Here is a 19,426-nt window from a genome sequence, read left to right on the forward strand (position 1 = left end):
CCGTAGCTGTACGTCAGACGCTGGCCCTCCGGCGTCACCACCACCGTCAGCCGGTTCAGCGCGTCGTACTCGAACCGGGCCACAGACGTGGCCGACCGGGCTTCGGTGAGATTGCCGTTCTTGTCGTATTGGAAGGTGTATTCGCCGCCGCTCGACAGGGTTTGCTTCACAATCTGGTAAGACCCGTCGAGCAAGAGCTTCTGCCCCGTCTGCGAGCCGTCCGCATTGAAGACCTTGATTTCGGTGAGGTTGCCCGCCGGGTCGTACCAATAGTCCACGCGCCCGCCGTTGCTGTACTCCTGCCTCCGCCTTAGCCCCAGGCTGTCGAACTCCATCCCCACGGTTGTCCCGTTCCCAAAGTTGATCTCCAGCGGCCGGCCCGTCGGGCTGTACCGGAACGTCGTCCGGTACCCCGGCTCATCCTCCGCTGCCGATACCAGCCCGTCTGCGGTGTATTCCAGCGCCAGGTAGCTTTCGCCTTGGTGAAACTCTGTCATCTCACCCGTCGTCGAGTACTGATACCCCCGCTGCCCTTCGCCATCCGAGGCGCTCGCCAGGTTCCCTCGTGCGTCGTACTCAAACGCAGCTTGAGAGCCGTCGCTCAGTGTGATGCGGCTCAAGTTGCCCATGGCGTCGTACTGATATTGGGCGGTTGTCTCTCCTCCGAGCAAGTTCCGTCGGAAGATCAGCCGATGCTCGCCGTCGTACTCAAGCTGATGCTGCAACTGGCCATTCTGGCGAATCTCCGTGACGTTGTGAGCGGCATCTAGGCCGATGGCCGTCTCTTCACCCAAGGCGTTAACGATTCTGGTCGTGATTCCCTCTGCATTCTGAAAGTAGCGGCTGGTCAGGCTCTTCCGGTCGACCACCGTCGTCGCCCGCGCGGCATCGTCGTAGGTATAGCTAATCCGGCCCGAAGGCAGGTCCACGGCCTGTACCCGTCGGTCGGACATATACCACACCTTGAAATTCTCCCGGCCCAGCGGATCAACTGCGCGATGCAGCAAGTCCTGGCCGGTGTATTGGTAGGTCCAGAGGTTGCCGCCCAAATCCGTCGCCTGCGTCAGCAATCCTTTGTCGTCATAGCCGTACAAAACCCGGCGATTCGCATCATCCCGAACCTCCACCACCCGCCCGGCAGCGTTGCGTACCAACTCCGCAAAATGCCCGGGATTCTCTATCCGTGACAGCAAACCACCGGCGTAGATCAGTCGCACCTCGTTTCCATTACGATCTGCTACCTTTGTCAGTCGGTACACATTTCCTATCAGCGAATACTCGCGGACCTGCCCGGTGCGCATCCGGCTCACCAGCGTTCCAGTCTCGCTCCTGGTCAGCCGAACATGGTCAGAGGGCAAGTCCGGTGAGAGCACGAATTCGTTGCCAGATTCGGCAAACCGGACTTCCACGCCCGTCTCGCTGAACAAAGTCGCGATTCCGTTTCTCATCTCGATGGTTTCCGCCGCTGACAAATGCCAGCCCGGCCCGAACTCTACGCTGCCCCGCCCGGCCGAGTCATGGACCCGTGCTATTACGAGTGGCATCCGGCCCACGGTCACGAGGTCGCGCCTGACAAACGTCAGGTTCCCGCGTCCTACGTTCACGAAGTTCACCTGCGCGCCATAGAAGATCGACTGCTCGTTGGGGAAGTAGATGTTCGCCCTCCGCCGCTGGCCGAACTCCGCCAGAAAGTGCAGGTACGGCTTCAGTTCCTCCAGGTTGCCGCCATACCCCTGCGCCGACACGGTTTCGGGAGGCGATGAAACCAGGACGTAGGAAACGAAAACTAGAATCAGCAGGGCCCCGATAGCCACTCGTGGCATGGCTCACCCTTTCGACGGCCGAAGATTGCGCGCCACCCTACTCCAATTTCTGACCCTTGCTACACCCACCCCGGTTTTTGTTCCGCTATCGGAACACAGCCCTTGCGCCGAACGAATTAGCACTTGACAGGTCGTTTTCTATGTGATTTAATGACCAAGTGTGAATATCACTATGAGAATCGAGGAGGAGAACCGGAACTGCTAACCCCTTTGTTTCAGAGACTTTGCCTCTAAGTCCTTTAGATCCCGGGACCCGCCGGGATCTCGGCCCGTAACCCGATGATTCCATTGGAGGCCTATAGGGGGGGAGGGGTAACCCAGCACGGATTAACTCCGACGTCAATCCCCCTTGTCGGACAGCTTACCGCTGCTCCGATTTCTGGGCGATGGGGAAGCGGCGGCCGAAGCCGAAGGCCTTGGGCGAGATCTTCAATCCGGGCGCGGCCTGCTGGCGCTTGTACTCGGCGCGGTCCACCATGGCCAGGACTTTGGCGATCAGCGCCGGGTCGAAACCGCGCTCGCGGGCGATCTGCTCGGCGCTGTGGTTGTCCTCGACGTAGTCTTCGAGGATGGCGTCCAGCACTTCGTAGGGCGGCAGGCTGTCGGTGTCTTTCTGGTCGGGGCGCAGCTCGGCCGAGGGTGGCTTGTCGATAGTGGCCTGCGGGATGAGCGGGCGGCGCGAGTTCACATAGCGGGCCAGACGGTAGACCTGGGTCTTGGGGACGTCGGAGAGCACGGCCAGGCCGCCCACCATGTCGCCGTAGAGGGTGCAGTAGCCCACGCCCAGCTCGCTCTTGTTGCCGGTGGAGAGCACGATGGAGCCGAACTTGTTCGAGAGCGCCATCAGCAGCGTGCCGCGGACGCGTGCCTGGATGTTTTCTTCCGTGATGTCTTCGGGGCGGCCGGCGAAGACGTCTTTCAGGCAGGCGCGGAAGGATTCGAAGATCGGCGTGATGGGCAGAACTTCGAAGCGGATGCCGAGATTCTTCGCCAACGCGCGCGCGTCTTCAATCGAGCCCTGGGAAGAATACGGCCCGGGCATGCCCACGCCCAGCACGTTTCGTGCGCCGACGGCCTCGACGGCGATGCAGGCGGTGAGCGCCGAGTCGATGCCGCCGCTCAGCCCGACCAGCGCGCTCTGGAAGCCGCACTTGCGCATGTAGTCGCGCGTGCCCAGGATGAGCGCAGACCAGGCGGCCGCGTCATCGCCCTCGATCTGGGCGCGCCTGTCGCCGGTCATGGTTTCGGTGTCGAACACGACAAGGTCTTCTTCGAATGATGCGGCCTGAGCAACCACCTGGCCGTCGCGGTCAAGCACGAAGCTGGAGCCGTCGAAGATGAGGCTGTCGTTGCCGCCCACCTGGTTCACCATCACCACCGGCGCCCGGTGCTGGGTAGCGATGGCCTGGAGCATGCGCCGGCGCAGCTCGCGCTTCCCCTCCCAGAAAGGAGAGGCGCTGATGTTGAGGATGAAGTTGCCGCCGGCGCGCATCAGCTCTTCGACCGGGTCGACGTTGTACAGGCGGCGGCGCCAGAAGTGCTTGTCGTTCCAGGCGTCCTCGCAGATGGTGAGCGCCATGCGGCGGCCGCAAAAGTCGAACAGGTCCTGGCGGCGGGCGGGCGCGAAGTTGCGCCATTCGTCGAAGACGTCGTAGGTGGGCAGCAGCATCTTGGACTGCTGGAAACGCACCGCGCCGTTCTCCAGCAGCAGGGCCGAGTTCATGACGGGTTTGCCGGTCTCGGCTTCGGCGGGCGTGACCGCGCCGCAAATCACGGCGATGCCGCGCGTTTCGGCGGCGATGCGCTCCACTGTCTCCTGGTTGCGGGCGACGAAAGCCGGCCGCTCGACCAGGTCACGCGGCGGATAGCCGCAGACGGAAAGTTCCGGGAAGAGGATCAGGCCGGCGCCGGCGGCTTGCGCGCGGCGTGAAAACTCGATGATCCTGGCGGCGTTACCCGCGAAGTCGCCGACCGTAGGGTTGATCTGGCCGAGGGCGATCTTCACCCATTCAGTGTACCCCGCGGCTGGGGCGCAACCAAGTTGCGAGGCAGTTTGCCGGAAGCCGGAGTTATTGCGGATTGGGGCCGGGCCCGGGCAGGCGGCCGGCGGGATCGTTCGGGCCGGGCTCGGGAAGGATGACGGGGCCCCCGCCGGTGTTGTCGGGCTGGTCGATGGGCGCCTCACCCGCGCGGCGCAGCGTGGGCTGCTTCTGCGGCTGGGCCGCGGGCTTGGGTTGGGCCTCGGGGTTCTGCGCGGCCACTTCCGTCGCTCCCTCCGGCCTCACGTCGACTTCTTTCTCCGTGCGGACGATCTTCTCGCCGGTCATCTTCATGGTCTTGACCTGCACCACTTCATCGCCCACGAAGCGGATGAACTCCACATCCTGCGGCGGCTGGCCGTAAATCCACTCTTCGTACTCGATGTCGGCTTCCTTCTCGCGGATCTTGCGCGGCGGCCGCCCCTTGGAGAAAGTGACCATTTCGCGGTTCATGCCCACCAGAACCTCGTGCTTGAGGATGGCCTCCTTGGCCTTGGGCGGAAGGGTATCTACATAAGCCTGCAACGGGCTGTGGGAGGAAAAGTCAAAAACCGGCTTCAGCAGTTCCTTGACCTGGTCCACGGTAAGGCTGGGCACGTAGCCCTTGAACTGCAGCACCACCATGGAACCGGGAGAGAAATCGGGCGGCGCCTGGGCGACCGGCGCCGAACCGGCTGCGCCCTGGAGCTGGATGCGCTGGTACCACTTCTTCTTCTTGACCGGACCGCCGTTGATCTCAAAGACGATGTTGTCGTCGCGGATCTCCATCTTGGTGATGCGGGCGCGGTCGCCGGGCTTGGCGGCGACGCCGTGCTTCATCAGCGCCTGGCCCAGTTCCCTCTCCGAGGGAGCCAGCGTCCCGTCGGGGCGGAGCACCAGTCCCTTCTGGCCCATGGGGAACGGCTTGCGCACGTAGACGAGTTCGGAACTGAGGCCGCGCAGCAAGTCGAAGCGCTGCTCTTTGGTCAGCCGTCCGGGCTTCTGATCGGCAGCGGCCGGGGCCACGAGGAGAGGAGCCAGCAGGCAGGCAACGAGGATATGGCGCGAGGAGGCCATGACGCCGCTTCCTCCCTAATGATTCGCCTGAGCAGGAAGTTTTTCAAGTGCCTACGGGCCTGGGGTGGGAGTGGCTGGCGCCAGCGACCCGGTTTGCAGGGACGAAACGGACGGTCTGGGAGGCGTCAGCCGCACAAGCACGAGCAGTCCCAGGGCAATGACCAGAGCGCCGGTGGCGCTGGCCTCGATGCCGTAGCCGCCGCCGGTGAGCCAGAGTGGTCCTTCGGCCGTGCCACGCACGACGACGGCGAACTGGGTGACGCCGCTCACCGGCAGTCCGAATACCAGGCCCAGAGCGGCATTCCAGCCGAAGTGGATGCCCCACGGCATCCACAAACCGCCGGTGCGCAGATAGGCGAGCGCCAATACGGCCCCGATGAAGATGGTATTCCATGTTCCCCAGCCCAGCAGCTTCGCATGGGGATTGCCGGCGTGGACCAGACCGAACAGCGCCGAAAAAAACACAATCGCCCCAACCGCGCCGATGGCTTCCACCAGACGCTGGAAGGGATAGCCGCGGAAGGCCACTTCTTCCAACATGGCCGCGGTGAGGAGCACCCACAGATCGACAATCACAAACCAAACCACGGCTGGTCCAGCAATGACCTCGAACCTGAGGTGGCCCAGTGCGGCGATGGCGCCGACGGCCAGCGCAATCATGCCGGCTCCGAGCGCAGTTCCAATCAGGCTCTCGCGCAGCCAAGGACGGTCCACACCCAGACCCATGGCAGCCAAAGGACTGCCCTCCACCTGATCGAGCAGGCGCAGCATGGCGCAGAAGGCCGCGAGCGAAAGGGCCAGAGCCAGCGGACGGTATACGGCCTCCGCCGCCCCGATCGAGGTCCAGCCCGCCGCGCGCGCGACGACGCTGGCGGCGATGCCGGCCAGGATGTTGGCCAGAACGAAAACGATGGCCGCGAGGACGAAGCGCCAACTGGGACGCAGGCGGCCATCGGGCGCACGGAAGAGTCCGCCGGGAGGAAAGCCGCCGTGAGCGGGAAGAATCTGCATTCTGCCTATCCTTTCGTGCGCACCTGGAGCCCGCGACGGGCGACCCGCGCCGGCAGCATGACTGCGCCGTGGTCGGCGAGAGCGGCGGCCACGCCGCGACGCGCGCCAGGCTCCATGAGGAACAGGACGCAGCCGCCGCCGCCGGCGCCGCACACCTTGGCGGCCCGAGCGCCATGGCGGCGAGCGACAGCAATCAGGCGCTCGATCAAGGGTGTGGTGATGGCGGGGGCATTGGTCTTGCGCAGCTTCCATTCCGCGGCCAACAGGCGCGCCACCGAGTCCCAGTCGCGCGCGGTCAGGGCGTCACGCATGGCGCGGGCGATGGCTGCAATCTCCTCGAAGTTGCGGAACACGCGCCGGTCGCCATCGAGGTGGGCCTTGAAGACCTCCCAGTTATTGACGCCGGACTGGCGCGGCGCGCCGGTGTAGGCCAGCAGGAAACGGGCGTCCAGCTCGGCGGCGGCCACGGGCAGCGCGTGGCGATGGACGCCGTCGGCGTCCAGATGGATGGCGTTCACGCCGCCATAGAGCGCCGGGTAGTAATCCTGGCAGCCGGTAGGGACGCCGATGAGCTGCGCTTCGACGTTTTGCGCGAGAACGCGCAGGGCTTCGCGCCCGAGGCTGCGTCCCGTGAATCGCGCCAGAGCTGCGGCAGTGGCAATCATCAGCGCGGAGGAACCGGAGATACCGGCGCCCGCGGGCGAAGCGGAGTCCGTTTCCAACCGGAATCCGCCGCGAGGACGGAAAAAGCGCACCAGATGTGCGGCCAGCGGATGCTGGGACGTGCGGGCGCGCAGGAGCGCGTCGAGCGAGGCGAAGCGCTGTTCCCTGCCCGTGTCGAGCGACCGCAGGTGGATTGTCTTCCCGGGCAACGCGGCGATCGTGCACCGAGTGAGCGTAGTAAGCGCAAAATTCACCGTCACCGCGCCGGCATGGAACAGGTAGAGCGGCCAGATGTCCATGGTGCCGCCGGCGAGATCGGCGCGGCAGGGCGCAGTGGCGGTGATGGCGCGGGGCACGGCTCAGAGTTGTACCACAGGGAGGGAATTCGGAAATTTGGTAAACGGCAAATTTGGTGATGTGGTCATTGGCAATGCCACTGCACGCGAAGGCCCGCCTCGGGCAAGAGATTACCCAACTACCAAATTACGAAATTACCAAATGCCGTCAGGCCAGGTTCAGCGCCCGCTTGAACGAGCCGCGCTCGTTCTGAATCTTCTGCTGCAGGAGGGTGATGGCGTAGATGAGTTGCTCCGGGCGCGGCGGGCAGCCGGGGACGTACACGTCCACGGGAATGACCTGGTTCACGCCCTGAACCAGGGCGTAGTTGTTGAACACGCCACCCGAGGTGGCGCAAGCGCCCATGGAGATGACCCACTTAGGCTCGGGCATCTGCTCCCAAAGCTGGCGGATGACCGGGGCCATCTTCTGCGAGACGCGGCCGGCGATGATCATCAGGTCGGCCTGCCGGGGCGAAGGGCGGAAGACCTCGGCGCCGAAACGGGCGATGTCGAAACGCGAAGCGCCCATGGACATCATCTCGATGGCGCAGCAGGCCAGGCCGAAGGTCATGGGCCACAGCGAATTCTTGCGCACCCAGTTCACGGCATTGTCGAGCTGGGTGAGGATGACGCCTTCGGGCTGGTCGGAACCCAGAGAAAGCTCAGGCAAGGGAGAGGGCGCGGTGGCTCCTCCGATGGGATGCCGGGCTCGATCGCGGTCGTCCATGTGTTCATTCTAGCGAGCACCCGTGGTCGCTGGCTAGGCGCAAGCTGGCAAAATGTCGACGGAGCAAGCATAGTCCAACTTGCCGGTGGGAGAGCCAGGCTTTTAGACATCCTCCACCGGGGTCTTGGCAGGAAACGGAGGAAAAACCAAGGTTCCGCGGGCCCGCTCGGTCCGCGTCGCTCCCTCGCGGGCCCTCGGGATGACAATTCATCTGGGACCCCTTGCGGCGCGGCTGAAGCCGCGCCCTTTCAAGACAGGATGTCAACAGAGCCGAATAACCTCTTGAAGCCTGGCTAGGGGCCCGTGTGCGCGGGTTAAAGCCCAGCTCTCCCACCGAGAAACCTTCGAACGCTGTCGACTGTAGCCGCGTTGTTACGCCGGGCCTATGCCCGAGGCTAGCGACCCTTGTACCCGGGCTAGAGCCCGGACCACCGAAAAGCCTGCGAATAACCTCCCTAGGGATTCAGCACGATTTTCCCGAAGTGCTCGCTCTTCTCCATGCGTTCGTGGGCGGCACGGACCTCGCGCAGCGGGAAGCTTTTGTCGACCACGGGCTTCAGTCGTCCTTTGAAGACGTGGCCGAGCACGGCGTGCAGCTCGCCCATGGTACCCATGTAGGAGCCCAGGAACTGCAACTGGCGCGAGTACATGAAGCGCAGGTCGAACTGGGCTTCGGGGCCGGTGGTGGCGCCGCAGGTGACGATGCGCCCGCCGGGCTTAAGCGACTTCATGCTCTCCAGCCAAGTGGCCTTGCCCACGTGCTCGAAGACCAAGTCCACGCCCGCCTTGGCGGTGATCTTCTTCACCTCTTCGGAGATGGTCTGCTGGTAGTGGTCAATGGTGTAGTCGGCGCCCAGGTCGCGGGCGCGTTCAAGCTTGGCCTCGCTGCCCGCAGTGGCGATGACGCGCGCGCGGAACAGCTTGCAGATCTGGATGGCCGCAGTGCCGATGCCGGAGCTTGCGCCCAGCACCAGCACCATCTCGCCCGGCTGGATGCGGGCCAGACCGACCAGCATGTGCCACGCCGTGAGGAACACCAGCGGAAGGCTCGCGAGTTCATCCCAGGTGAGCGTGACTGCCTCGGAGGGCACCGGGATAACGTTCACGGGGTTGACGGCCACCAGTTCGCAGTTGCCGCCATCGACACGGTTGCCCAGCACGGTGAACTGCGCACACAGGTTCTGGCGGCCACCTGCGCAGTAGGCGCACTGCCCGCAGTAGACCATGGGCGCGAGCACCACCCGCTGGCCCGCTTTGAGGCTGGAAACGTATTCGCCGACCTCGACAATCTCACCCGAGACGTCCGAGCCGTTGATGTGCGGCAGGTTCACGCCCGGCAGTCCTTTCCGCACCCAAAGGTCGAGGTGGTTCATCGCGCAGGCCTTCACCCGCACCAGCACCTGGTCCTTGCGCAGGACGGGATCGGGCACGTCCTCGTACTTCAGGACTTCCGGACCTCCGAACTGGTGGAAGCGGACGGCTTTCATGAGGGGCTCCTTCGTGTAAGCGCAACAGAAAAAATCTACCACGGAGACACGGAGGCACGGAGAAATGGGGGCTAGCAATTGGCAGTTGGCACTTGGCAATTAGGCACTGCGGTTCAGTTGCGACGTCCAAGGGCTAAATGCTAAGTGCCAATTGCTGAGTGCTGCCCGTCGCTTTGACTTGCCCGCTCCCTGCGCCCATAATCAAGCGGTAAACAGCAGGTCAGCAATCATGGACCTCTACGAAGAGATCGTGCGGCTGAGGCGCGAAGGGCGCAAAGGGGCACTGGCGACCATCGTGAACGTGCGCGGCTCCATTCCTTCGTTCCGCACCGCCAAGATGCTGGTGCGCGATGACGGGTCGATCGTGGGCACGATCGGCGGCGGCTGCGTGGAGGGCGAGGTGTGGCAGGCGGCGCGCGAGGTGATGGAGAGCGAGAAGCCGCGCACGCTGACTTTCAACCTGAACGCCGACCCCAAGTATGACTCCGGCCTGGTGTGCGGCGGGACGCTGGAAGTGTTCGTGGAGCCGGTGCTGCCACCGGCCACGCTCTACCTGTTCGGCGCCGGGCATGTGGGGCAGCACCTGGCGAAAGTGGCGCGCATCGCCGGTTTCGAAGTCGTGGTGACCGACGACCGCGAGGCCTACGCCAATCGGGAGCGCTTCCCCGAAGCCGACCAGATCCACGCCGAGGACTTCGAACAGGTGATGGCGCGTCTGGAGCCCAACGAATCTTCGTACATCGTCATCGTCACCCGCGGGCATCGGGACGACATGCGGGTGCTGCGCTGGGCGGTGGAGACGCGGGCGCGGTACGTGGGCATGATCGGCTCACGGCGCAAGATGATTGCTATCTGCCGCGAACTGGAACGGCAGGGCGTGGCCCGCGAGAAGCTGGAACGCGTGTACTCGCCTGTGGGCCTGGACATCGGGGCCATCGCGCCGGAAGAGATTGCGGTCGCGATTGTGGCCGAGCTGATCGCCGTCCGCCGCAAGGCAGAGATTCCGCTGCCCCACCTCCGCTGGTCAAAGCAGAAGAAATCTGCCGACGAAGCCACTCCGGCCGTCGAGCAGGATGTGGCGGAAGAAAGCTCCTAGCTTCTAGCTTTTCGTCCGGCGACTCGCAACTCGGTACTCGGTACTCTCAACTTACTCTTCCCTACACGATTCCCGGCACCTCTGTTAATGTTCTGGCATGGCGATAGCGCCCAGCTTCTGCGGCGTGGTACTGGCGGCGGGGGAGTCGCGCGATGGCCGCGACAAGGCTCTGCTGACCTACGGAGGCCGCACTTTCCTGGCGGGGGCGATCGAGGCGCTGCGCCCGCACACCGATATGGTCCTGGTGGTGGTGGGTCGCAATGCCGAGTTGCTCAGTCCCGTCGTCTATGCCGCCGGGGCCTTCCTGGTGGAAAACCCGGAGCCGGAGCGCGGGCAGTTCGGCTCGCTGCAGGCCGGGCTGCGCGAAGTCCTGAACCGCGGGCGGGACGCCGCCATCGTGATGCTAGTGGACCGCCCCCCGGTGGCGGAGGCGACCATCGCCCAACTGCGGCAGGCTTTCCTGCACGCCGCCGGCCGGGGACGCTGGGCCGTGGTGCCCGAGCACAACGGCAAGCACGGGCATCCGCTGGTCGTCGGGAGGGAGATGATCGAGGCGTTCCTGCAGGCCCCGGTCAACTCGACCGCGCGCGAGGTGGAGCATTCGTTGCTTGACCGCATCGAGTACGTAGCCGTGTCGGACCCAATGGTGACTTTCGATGTGGACAGCCCGGAAGATGACGCGCGACGGGCAGCTTCCTGACAGCTTCAACGCAGAGACCACCGAGATCGCAGAGAAAGACATCGATTGCAAGAAAACCGTTGCCTAGCCGCTCGCGACTTTATCGCATCCGTCCTAGCGCTGAATCCGGCAAACGCCGCGTTCGACTGCGATGGCACCTTGTGGTTGGGCGACGCCGGCGCGGACTTTTTCTACTGGGAACTCGACCGCGGCCTGCTTCCGCCCGAGGTCGCGGCCCGGGCGCGCAAGCGTTATTCCATCTACGAGGAAGGCCGCGTGGATGAGGCCGTGATGTGTGGCGAGATGGTCACGCTGCACAGGGGACTGGAGGAACGCATGGTGGCGCAGGCGGCGGAGGAGTTCTTCGCTGAGGTCGTCGAGCCACGAATTTTCTCCGAGATGCGGGAGCTGTTGGCAGGGCTGCGCGACACGGGTCGCGAAGTGTGGGCCGTGTCTTCCACTGCGGAGTGGGTAGTGCGAGCAGGCGCACGCCGCTTGGGCATTGCCGCCGATCGCGTGCTCGCGGCCAGTGCTGTGGTCGAAAACGGCCGGGTGACGGACCGGCTGATCCGCGTCCCCACCGGCGCAGCCAAGGCGCAGGCGTTACGCGAGGCCGGTGTAACCGCGCTCGATGCTGCCTTCGGCAACACTCTGCACGATCTGGCGATGTTGGAGATGGCGCGGCACGCGTTCGCAATCAATCCGCGACCGGAGCTGGAGAAGGTAGCTCGCGAGCGCGGTTGGACCATCTACCGGACTCACTGACGCAGGCTACTGAGGGCGGCGCGCAGAGCGTCCACCACCAGATGGCTGGCATGCAGGGATTCGTTCGGCAGCCCGCCGATGCCCTCCACGATCTGCTCGCGGCGCAGGGCGCGGGCTTCGGCCAGCGACTTGCCGCGCAGCCATTCCGTCAGGAGCGAACCGCACGCGATAGAGGGTACGCAGCCACGGGTGCGGTAGCGGACGTCCATGATGCGGCCGTCTACTACCTTGAGCGTCAGCAGCATGAGGTCGCCGCAGGCGGGGTTCTCGACTTCGGCGCGCGCATCGGCGTCGGCGATCTCGCCCACGTTGCGCGGGTGCTCGAAGTGGTCGAGAAGTTGCGGCGAATACATGACGTGATTCTAGCAATTGGCACTTGGCAGTTGGCATTTGGCCGTCAATCGGGAAACGACGTTCACTCGCAAATAGGGGAACTGACCAGGCCCTTGGCCGGCTAGGTGCCAAGTGCTAACTGCTCAGTGCCGCTTCTATAATGCGCAGGTGGGCGTGCGCTATTTGGAGTTCGCCAAAGGTGTGTTCCGGCCCCGGCGGCTGGAGTCCGTCTTCCTGTTCGTCACCTCCACCTGCAACTCGCTCTGCCGCACGTGCTTCTACTGGGACGAACTCAACCAGGGGCGCGACCTCACCTTCGAGCAGATCGAGCGCCTGAGCCGGACGGCTCCTCCCTTTCACAAGCTGTGGCTCTCGGGCGGCGAGCCCTTCCTGCGCAAGGAACTGGCGGAGATCATCGAGCTGTTCTATGGGAACAACGGCGTGAGGCACGTCAACCTGCCGACCAACGGCCTGCTGCCGGCGAAGCTCGAGCAGGTGATGGACCGGGTGCTGGAGCGCTGTCCCGAGCTGACCATCGACCTGAACTTCTCGCTCGACGGGCTGGCCAACACACACGACGCCATCCGCGGCGTCCCCAACAACTTCCACAAGACGCTGGCCACGATCGACCTGGCGGCGCGCAGGTGGAAGGGCGTGCGCCGCCTTCGGCGCAACGTGGTGAGTTGCGTGACCGCCGAAAACTACCAGGAACTTGTCGCGCTCGGCCTGAGGATGCTGGCCGAGACTGAAAGCGACGGGCATTACTTCGAGATCATCCGCGGCAATCCCATGGACCCGAAGCTGAAGCGCCTGGACCGCGACGAACTCCGACTTTTGCACCAGCGGTTGATGTGGATCCACGAGCGCTATGCGGAAAAGCTCTTCGCCCATCTTGCATGGCCGGCACGGCAGTTCGCCCGGCTTTACTACCTTGGCCACGTGCGCTTCCACTTCGAGCTTCACCAGCAGAATCACTACGGCAACCGCGCCTGGCCCATGCCCTGCACTGCCGGACAGACCACCCTGGTCATCGACCACGACGGACATTTCCGCTCCTGCGAGCTGCGAGCGAAACTGGGCCGCGTGCAGGACTTCGATTGCGATCTGGGCGCAGCGCTGGCCTCCGACGCCATGCAGCGCGACGTCCGGTCCATCCCCGGCGACCAATGCTGGTGCACGCATTCCTGCTGGATCCACTCCTCGGCCAAGTTCAGCCCGAAGGTGCAGTTGTTCCACATTCCGTGGGCGTACCTGAAGCACCGCTGGCAGCGGCTGCCCGAAACGGAGATTGCCGAACTGGAGCGCTTCCGGGTGGGCGATGCGCCCGCCGCCTGAAGCGCTCCGCCTGTCCTTATACTGGGAGCGATGCCGCAGGACCTCACACCCCGTCGCGTTGTCTGCCTGCAGCCCAGCGCCACGGTGACCATGGCCGGGCTGGGACTGCTGGACCGCGTGGTGGCGTGCACGAAGTGGTGCGTGGACGTATGCCCCGAAGCCGCCGGCAACGGGCGCATGGTTGTGCAGGACTCGTGGTCGGCGCAGGCCGAGGAGATCCGCGCCGCCCGCCCGGATCTGGTCGTTGCGTCGGTTCCCTACCGCGCGGAGGCGCTGGAGGAGATCCTGCGCGCCGGCGTTCCGTTCCTGGCGTTTGCGCCCCGGACGCTGCAAGACGTTTGCCGCGACATCGCCGCCCTTGCCGGCGTGATGGGCGCAGCCGAAAACGGCCGCCGGATGATTGACGACCTCGAGCGTGAGGTCGCCGCAGTCCGGGCAAAGACCGCAGGTCTCACTCGGCCGCACGTCTTCTGCGAGGAGTGGGGCAAGCCCATCATCCGCTCGCAGCGCTGGGTGGCGGAGCTGGTGGAGGCGGCCGGGGGCGAGTTCCTGGGAGAGCCGGGGGCAAAGACCGAGGCGGCGAGCGTCGCTGCCCAAGATCCCGAAGTGATCGTCGCCGCCTGGTGCGGGGCAGGCGACCGTGTGCCGCTCGAGAAGATCATCCGCGACCGTGGCTGGCAGCAGACCAGCGCCGCGCGCAACCGCCGCGTCTTCTGCATTCCTGACGAGTACCTGAATACGCCCGCCACGACTCTGCTGATGGGACTGCGAGCACTCGCCGCCATCCTCCACCCCGAAATTTTCCCGAAGTTGCCCGCCCGCGTGCGGCGCATGGAAGCGTCGTAAGTGTGCGGCCGGCCGCTTGCGTTCCACAGCAATCCACAGGCTGCCTTTTCCAGCGGTGTGGTTAAATAAACCATATGTCCGTGGCCACCCGGCACGAAGAGCTTCTGGCCGAACTGGAACGCCTGGGGACCGCTGCGAAATCGTCGCAGGAATTGATGCGCGCTGTGGTGGAGCGCCTGGCGCGCCTTCCCGCATACAACTGGGTGGGTTTCTACATGCTCGATCCCGCCGATCCCAAGACCCTGGTGCTGGGCCCGTTCGTCGGCGCCGACACACCGCACAAGCGTATCCCGCTGGACCAAGGCATCTGCGGGGCGGCAGCGGCCAGCGGGCAAACACTAGTCGTGGACGACGTGTACGCCGATCCCCGCTACCTGGCGTGCTCGCTGGAAACGCGCTCGGAGATCGTGGCTCCGGTGTTCGTCCACGGCCGGGTAGCGGGCGAAATCGATATCGACAGCCATACCCCCGCCGCGTTCGGCCCGGAAGACCGCGCCCTAGTCGAGAGAAGCGCGGCCATCATCGGGCACTACCTCGAGAAGAACGCCGCATGAAGCAAGTGGCTGCGGCGCTCATCGTTCGCAACGGCAAGCTGCTCATCTGCCAGCGCACGCAGTACCAGTCCATGCCGCTGAAGTGGGAGTTCCCGGGCGGCAAGATCGAGCGCGGCGAGCAGCCGCGCGACGGCCTGGTGCGCGAACTGGAGGAGGAGCTGGGCATCCAGGCGCGGGTGGGCGACGAGGTGGCGCGGCTGCGTCACACCTATGCGAGCGGCGCCGCCGTCGAGCTGCGCTTCTTCCTGGTGGAGCACTACGAGGGCGAGCCGGAGAACCGCATCTTCCGCGACGTGCAGTGGGTGGACCGCGCGGCCCTGCCTTCCTATGACTTCCTCGAAGCCGACCTGGAGCTGGTGAAGGACATCGCAGCAGGCAAGATCCTGCCCCAGCACGCCTAACGTGGTCCGCCGTTTCAGCTCATCCACACTAAAACCAACGTGAGCAGCGCAGTTCCACCGGCCGTGACCCAGGCGACCCCGTTATACAGGCGCGAGTTGACGTGATTCCCCATTAGGTCTTTCTTGTTCACCAGCTTGATCATGAAGAAGAGCACAAAGGGCAGCAGCACGCCGTTCACGACCTGCGAGAGAACCGTGATTTTCAGCAGGGGAAAGTCGGGCCAGAGGATCACACCCGCGCCGGCTACGATCAGGGCAGTGTAGAGCCAGTAGAAGGCGGGCGCTTCCGAGAACTTTTTGTCGATGCCGGATTCCAGACCCAGCCCCTCGCACACGGTATAGGCGGTGGAGAGCGGCAGGATCGAGGCCGCGAACAACGAGGCGTTGAACAAGCCGAAGGCGAACAGGATGGAGGCGTACTTGCCGGCCAGCGGGCGCAGGGCGTAGGCGGCGTCGGCGGCGTCGTGGATCTCGGTATGGCCCGCCTGATAGAGCGCCGCGCACGCGATCACAATGAACCCGGCGACGATCGGAGCCACGATGGCGCCGACAATCACGTCGATCCTGGCCAGTTTGTAGGTGCGCACAGTCACGCCTTTCTCCACGACCGAGGCTTGCAGGTAGAACATCTGCCAGGGAGCGATGGTGGCGCCGATCATGGCGGTGACCATGTAGAGATATCCGGCATCCGTGAAGGGCATGCGGGTGGGCCGGGGCACAGTGCTGACCAGCGCCTCCAGCCAATGCGGGCGCGAGAGGACGGCGGCTCCGATGTAAGCAACATAGAAGAAGACCGCAACTAGGAAGATCTTCTCCACACTCTTGTACGTGCCCTTGACGACCAGCAGCCATACCAAGAGGGCCGCGCCTGGAACTGAAATCCACTTCGGGACGTCGAAGAGCTCAAGGCTGGAGGCCACGCCGGCGAACTCGGCCACCACGTTGCCGAAATTGGTGACCACCAGGGCGAGCATCATCAGGAAGGTGAGGCGCAGCCCGAACTCCTCGCGAACCAAATCGCTCAGACCTTTGCCCGTGACCGCGCCCATACGGGCCGCCATCTCCTGAATGACCACCAGCGCGATGATCATGGGCACGATGGTCCACAGCAACTGGTAGCCGTAGCGCGCCCCGGCGAACGAGTAGGTGTAGATGCCGCCGGCATCGTTGTCCACGTTGGAGGTGATGAAGCCTGGTCCTACGACTGCAAAGAACAGCAGGATCCGGGTCTTCCAGAGTTTGAGCCATCGCATTGGAACTTCCGCTACTCAAGAGAAGTCACAGAATAAACGCGGCGGGGAGAACAGGCCAGAAGAAAGCGCCTTTCAAAGCTTGGCCCGCATCAGCGTGATGACGTCGTCCGCCGTGATGACGCCTGTGAGACTGCCGTTCTCATCCACCACCGGCAGGCTGAGCAGGTTGTACTTGTCGAAGAGGGCGAAAATCTCCTTTTCCTTGGCCCCCGCCGGACAGGCCACCGGCTCGACCATCAATTGGCCCAGTTCGGCGTTGGGCGGGGCCAGCACCAGGCGAGCCAGCGGGACCACCCCCAGCAGCTTCCGCGCCTGCCCGACCACGTAGATGGCGCTCAGGGTCTCGATGCCGCCTTCGAAGTGGCGCAGAAGTTCGATGGCGTCATACACGCGCGCCGTGCGCGGCATGGCGACGAACTCGGTCGTCATGTGGCCCGCAGCGGTATCTTCTTCGAACTGCAGAAGCTCGCTGACGTCCTGGCGCTCGTAGGGTGCCATTTCCTCCAGGATCACTTCGCTGGTTTCCTCGGGGAGGTCCTTCAGCAAGTTGGCGGCGGCATCCGGGTTCATCTCCTCGACGATGTCGGCGGCACGGTCCGAGTCCAGCGACTCGACGACCGAGATCTGCAGCTTGGGATCGAGTTCTTCCAGAGCCTCAGCGGCTACTTCTTCATCGAGCGTCTCGAAGACCGCTTCGCGCTCTGCGGGCGAGAGTTCCTCGACGATGTCGGCGATGTCGGCGGGATGCAGCCGGCCCAGGCGGTCGTGCGAGATCTTCAGCTTCACGCGGCGGGCCGGATCGGTTTCAATCAGGTCTACGAAGTCCCAGGGAATGACCCGCGGCGGGATGCGCGCCACCAGGCGTTCCACCAGCGGCGCCGGGACCACGCCGCGCAGCAGGCGACGCACGGCGCCGCGCGCACCCACATCCACTTCCGCAATGCGCAGCAGCAGCCCGCCGTTCGCCGGCTTTTGCTCCAGGTCCACGTCGTTCACGCGCACCACCTTGCGCCCGTGCACGTCGATGATCTGCTGGTCGAGCAGGTCGCGGTCCAGCAGCAGCATGCCTTCGCTTTCCGCGAACACCGGCCAATCGGCGGAAGGCAGAGCCGCGCGGACACGTCCCGGCCCGACCGCTGCGATGCCCTGCCGAGGCAGCAGCCGGTCGCCTTCGGAAGTGCGCACCACCAGGCCGTGGATGCGCGAGCGGTCCTCCTGCGGGCAGATGGCCACCTCGCGCACACGTCCGTGCAGCGTGCCGGCGGGTTCCTCCACCGGCACCCCGAGGATCTCGGAAAGCGCCAGAGGTGCCATCGGGCACGATGTTACATGAAATGTTACGAGCCGCGAGCGCCCTCTGCACCGGCGATACTACAAAGGCACGGTCCGGCGGCGGCATCCGCGGTGCCCCATCCATTCGTTGACAACTTCCCGTTCCCGAGGGCAAACTAACGGATTCCTGCGCAGGCCACGGGTACGGGTGAGCGGTAGCTGGAGCCCTATCGAGCGATTGCGGGCGCCGGAACAAGGCAGGTACGGTTATTCTGGAAAAAACCGACGAGCGCGTCACCTACACGCTGGACTCGACTCTCGACAGCGTGAACACGGCCGAAACGGCGGCCGCGCGCATCGCTGCCAAGGTCGGCTTTGACGGCGAGAGTTGTGACCGCATCGCTATGGCGGTGCGCGAAGCGACGGTCAACGCGGTGCTCCACGGCAACGCGTACGACCCTAAGAAGAAGGTCACGGTGTCTTATGAGAATACCGGCGGCCGCCTGACCATCCGGGTGGCCGACCAGGGCAAGGGGCTGGACCCCGGCAACATCCCCGACCCCCTGAAACCGGAGAACCTGCTGAAGACGTCGGGCCGGGGCATTTTCTTGATGCGCGCATTCATGGATGAAGTGAATTTCCGGGATCTGAGCCCGGGAACCGAGATTACGCTGGTCAAACAGGTCAGCCAGGCGGAAGGCAAGGAGGAATCCAAGTGAGCATGAAAGCCAGCACGCGGCAGTTGGACGGCATCACGGTGGTGGACTTCAGTGGTCGCATCACGCTGGGCGAAGGCAGCGTAGTGCTGCGCGACACCATCCGCGACCTGCTCAGCAAAGGCAGCAAGAAGATCCTGCTGAACCTGGGCGATGTCACCTACATCGACAGCTCGGGCATCGGGGAGCTGGTCAGCGCCTACACCACGGTGCGCAACGGCGGGGGCGAGCTCAAGCTGCTCAACCTCACCAAGAAGGTGCACGACCTGCTGCAGATCACCAAGCTCTACACCGTCTTCGATATCAAGGACGACGAGGCAACGGCCATCGCCTCCTTCTCGAAGTAGTAGGCGCGCCCGCAGCCGGCGGCCTATGCCGCCGGCTGAGCACTGGCCTGCCCGCTTTTTCGAGCACTCGCTCATCTTTCCCACATCTGCAGCCGGGAATTGAGCTACACTCCCTCCGGGCCCCGACTCCATCGCCTTTCAGGAGCCGCTGTGCGCTTTGCCCTCCAGTTGGCCTTCGCCGTCGCTCTTTTGACGGGCTCCGCCTCCGGCAAGTGCATCCCCGTCGAGCAGGCCCCGGACAAGATCGGGACCGAAACGTGCGTCGCGGGCACCGTGGTCCGGGTGACACAGGGCAAAAGCGGCACCTGGTTCGTGACCTTCTGCGAGGACTACACCAAGTGTCCCTTCGCCGTGGTCGTCTTCCCCCGCGACCTGCGCCGCATGGGCGATGTGCGGCAGCTTCAGGGCCGGACCATCGAGATCTTCGGCAAGATCAAGAGCTACAAAGGACAGGCGGAGATCATTCTCAAAGACTCGCGTCAGTTGCGCGGCGAAGCCGCCAAACTCCCCCCGCCGCCCTCGACCTATGACGCCTCGCGCAAGGGCCGGTACAGCGCCGGCCGCTTCCGCAGCTCACCGCCGAAGCAGACCACCGCCAAGTCTGAGCGCAGCAGTGCCGAACTCACTCCCGACAAGCCGGCTTCCGGCGAGGGCGATGCGCAATCCAACGAGCGCCCGGACTAGA

Annotated in this window: 20 protein-coding genes; 10 read left to right on the forward strand and 10 right to left on the reverse strand. The window is 64.6% G+C overall.

Translation table 11 applies throughout. The features are described 5' to 3' along the window. The 7 genes from VNK82_10555 to VNK82_10585 form a co-directional block, all read right to left on the reverse strand. Window positions 1–1,814: DUF6531 domain-containing protein (locus VNK82_10555; protein HXE91392.1), on the reverse strand; the 1,814-nt coding region annotated here is incomplete at its 3' end. A gap of 370 nt (window positions 1,815–2,184) precedes the next feature. Then, entirely contained in the window at window positions 2,185–3,828 is a 1,644-nt protein-coding gene (locus tag VNK82_10560) for an NAD+ synthase (GenBank protein ID HXE91393.1), read from the reverse strand. A 64-nt stretch (window positions 3,829–3,892) separates the two neighbouring features. Continuing rightward, the gene (locus VNK82_10565; protein ID HXE91394.1) at window positions 3,893–4,918 is read right to left on the reverse strand and encodes a hypothetical protein; all 1,026 of its coding nucleotides are present in this window, start codon (window positions 4,916–4,918) and stop codon (window positions 3,893–3,895) included. A 51-nt stretch (window positions 4,919–4,969) separates the two neighbouring features. Further along, a complete protein-coding gene (locus tag VNK82_10570) occupies window positions 4,970–5,929 on the reverse strand; it encodes a CPBP family intramembrane glutamic endopeptidase (GenBank protein ID HXE91395.1) in 960 nt (319 codons plus the stop codon). 5 nt (window positions 5,930–5,934) lie between these two features. Next, a complete protein-coding gene (locus VNK82_10575) occupies window positions 5,935–6,948 on the reverse strand; it encodes a hypothetical protein (protein HXE91396.1) in 1,014 nt (337 codons plus the stop codon). A 148-nt stretch (window positions 6,949–7,096) separates the two neighbouring features. Continuing rightward, complete coding sequence (locus tag VNK82_10580) at window positions 7,097–7,657, reverse strand: NADH-quinone oxidoreductase subunit B family protein (GenBank protein HXE91397.1); 561 nt, start codon at window positions 7,655–7,657, stop codon at window positions 7,097–7,099. A gap of 455 nt (window positions 7,658–8,112) precedes the next feature. Continuing rightward, window positions 8,113–9,144, reverse strand: coding sequence for a zinc-binding dehydrogenase (locus VNK82_10585; GenBank protein ID HXE91398.1), 1,032 nt, complete (start codon window positions 9,142–9,144; stop codon window positions 8,113–8,115). A gap of 229 nt (window positions 9,145–9,373) precedes the next feature. Here VNK82_10585 and VNK82_10590 point away from each other — a divergent pair, with 229 nt between their 5' ends. The 3 genes from VNK82_10590 (at window position 9,374) to VNK82_10600 (ending at window position 11,684) form a co-directional block, all read left to right on the forward strand. Beyond that, entirely contained in the window at window positions 9,374–10,240 is an 867-nt protein-coding gene (locus VNK82_10590; GenBank protein HXE91399.1) for an XdhC/CoxI family protein, read from the forward strand. Window positions 10,241–10,337: 97 nt separating this feature from the next. Continuing rightward, on the forward strand, window positions 10,338–10,940 hold the full coding sequence (locus VNK82_10595; protein ID HXE91400.1) for a nucleotidyltransferase family protein: 603 nt from the start codon (window positions 10,338–10,340) through the stop codon (window positions 10,938–10,940). 45 nt (window positions 10,941–10,985) lie between these two features. Beyond that, window positions 10,986–11,684 (forward strand): HAD-IB family phosphatase, encoded by a 699-nt coding sequence (locus tag VNK82_10600; GenBank protein HXE91401.1) that lies wholly within the window; start codon window positions 10,986–10,988, stop codon window positions 11,682–11,684. Here the strand turns inward: VNK82_10600 and VNK82_10605 are convergent. Beyond that, the gene (locus VNK82_10605; protein ID HXE91402.1) at window positions 11,678–12,037 is read right to left on the reverse strand and encodes an iron-sulfur cluster assembly scaffold protein; all 360 of its coding nucleotides are present in this window, start codon (window positions 12,035–12,037) and stop codon (window positions 11,678–11,680) included. The two genes, VNK82_10600 and VNK82_10605, sit on opposite strands and share 7 nt — an antisense overlap. 148 nt (window positions 12,038–12,185) lie before the next feature. On the opposite strand from VNK82_10605, the gene VNK82_10610 reads away from it, so the two are divergent. From VNK82_10610 to VNK82_10625, 4 genes are all read left to right on the forward strand, one after another. Next, window positions 12,186–13,352, forward strand: a complete 1,167-nt coding sequence (locus tag VNK82_10610; protein HXE91403.1) for a radical SAM protein — start codon at window positions 12,186–12,188, stop codon at window positions 13,350–13,352. 30 nt (window positions 13,353–13,382) lie between these two features. Next, window positions 13,383–14,198, forward strand: a complete 816-nt coding sequence (locus VNK82_10615; GenBank protein ID HXE91404.1) for an ABC transporter substrate-binding protein — start codon at window positions 13,383–13,385, stop codon at window positions 14,196–14,198. A 74-nt stretch (window positions 14,199–14,272) separates the two neighbouring features. Continuing rightward, entirely contained in the window at window positions 14,273–14,752 is a 480-nt protein-coding gene (locus tag VNK82_10620; GenBank protein ID HXE91405.1) for a GAF domain-containing protein, read from the forward strand. Beyond that, window positions 14,749–15,153, forward strand: coding sequence for a (deoxy)nucleoside triphosphate pyrophosphohydrolase (locus tag VNK82_10625; GenBank protein HXE91406.1), 405 nt, complete (start codon window positions 14,749–14,751; stop codon window positions 15,151–15,153). The genes VNK82_10620 and VNK82_10625 overlap by 4 nt, the downstream gene beginning before the upstream one ends. A gap of 14 nt (window positions 15,154–15,167) precedes the next feature. On the opposite strand, the gene VNK82_10630 is transcribed toward VNK82_10625, so the two are convergent. Continuing rightward, window positions 15,168–16,406, reverse strand: a complete 1,239-nt coding sequence (locus VNK82_10630; protein HXE91407.1) for an Nramp family divalent metal transporter — start codon at window positions 16,404–16,406, stop codon at window positions 15,168–15,170. A gap of 72 nt (window positions 16,407–16,478) precedes the next feature. Continuing rightward, a complete protein-coding gene (locus VNK82_10635; protein ID HXE91408.1) occupies window positions 16,479–17,720 on the reverse strand; it encodes a CBS domain-containing protein in 1,242 nt (413 codons plus the stop codon). A gap of 263 nt (window positions 17,721–17,983) precedes the next feature. On the opposite strand from VNK82_10635, the gene VNK82_10640 reads away from it, so the two are divergent. The 3 genes from VNK82_10640 to VNK82_10650 all read left to right on the forward strand — a co-directional run bounded on the left by VNK82_10640 (window position 17,984) and on the right by VNK82_10650 (window position 19,425). Then, on the forward strand, window positions 17,984–18,397 hold the full coding sequence (locus VNK82_10640) for an ATP-binding protein (protein HXE91409.1): 414 nt from the start codon (window positions 17,984–17,986) through the stop codon (window positions 18,395–18,397). Window positions 18,398–18,399: 2 nt separating this feature from the next. Further along, the gene (locus VNK82_10645) at window positions 18,400–18,741 is read left to right on the forward strand and encodes an STAS domain-containing protein (protein ID HXE91410.1); all 342 of its coding nucleotides are present in this window, start codon (window positions 18,400–18,402) and stop codon (window positions 18,739–18,741) included. A 150-nt stretch (window positions 18,742–18,891) separates the two neighbouring features. Next, window positions 18,892–19,425 carry an OB-fold nucleic acid binding domain-containing protein gene (locus VNK82_10650; GenBank protein ID HXE91411.1) on the forward strand — a complete coding sequence of 178 codons (534 nt, stop codon included), beginning with the start codon at window positions 18,892–18,894 and terminating at the stop codon, window positions 19,423–19,425. Window position 19,426 lies beyond the last annotated feature (1 nt).

Source organism: Terriglobales bacterium, assembly GCA_035573675.1.
GTDB lineage: Bacteria > Acidobacteriota > Terriglobia > Terriglobales > Acidobacteriaceae > DATMAB01.

Bases quoted from the DNA above. Each gene is read 5' to 3' on its own strand.
- VNK82_10565 (HXE91394.1), bottom strand. From the start codon at position 4,918: ATGGCCTCCTCGCGCCATATCCTCGTTGCCTGCCTGCTGGCTCCTCTC.
- VNK82_10570 (HXE91395.1), bottom strand. From the start codon at position 5,929: ATGCAGATTCTTCCCGCTCACGGCGGCTTTCCTCCCGGCGGACTCTTC.
- VNK82_10580 (HXE91397.1), bottom strand. From the start codon at position 7,657: ATGGACGACCGCGATCGAGCCCGGCATCCCATCGGAGGAGCCACCGCG.
- VNK82_10585 (HXE91398.1), bottom strand. From the start codon at position 9,144: ATGAAAGCCGTCCGCTTCCACCAGTTCGGAGGTCCGGAAGTCCTGAAG.
- VNK82_10590 (HXE91399.1), top strand. From the start codon at position 9,374: ATGGACCTCTACGAAGAGATCGTGCGGCTGAGGCGCGAAGGGCGCAAA.
- VNK82_10595 (HXE91400.1), top strand. From the start codon at position 10,338: ATGGCGATAGCGCCCAGCTTCTGCGGCGTGGTACTGGCGGCGGGGGAG.
- VNK82_10605 (HXE91402.1), bottom strand. From the start codon at position 12,037: ATGTATTCGCCGCAACTTCTCGACCACTTCGAGCACCCGCGCAACGTG.
- VNK82_10615 (HXE91404.1), top strand. From the start codon at position 13,383: ATGCCGCAGGACCTCACACCCCGTCGCGTTGTCTGCCTGCAGCCCAGC.
- VNK82_10620 (HXE91405.1), top strand. From the start codon at position 14,273: ATGTCCGTGGCCACCCGGCACGAAGAGCTTCTGGCCGAACTGGAACGC.
- VNK82_10625 (HXE91406.1), top strand. From the start codon at position 14,749: ATGAAGCAAGTGGCTGCGGCGCTCATCGTTCGCAACGGCAAGCTGCTC.
- VNK82_10630 (HXE91407.1), bottom strand. From the start codon at position 16,406: ATGCGATGGCTCAAACTCTGGAAGACCCGGATCCTGCTGTTCTTTGCA.
- VNK82_10635 (HXE91408.1), bottom strand. From the start codon at position 17,720: ATGGCACCTCTGGCGCTTTCCGAGATCCTCGGGGTGCCGGTGGAGGAA.
- VNK82_10645 (HXE91410.1), top strand. From the start codon at position 18,400: ATGAAAGCCAGCACGCGGCAGTTGGACGGCATCACGGTGGTGGACTTC.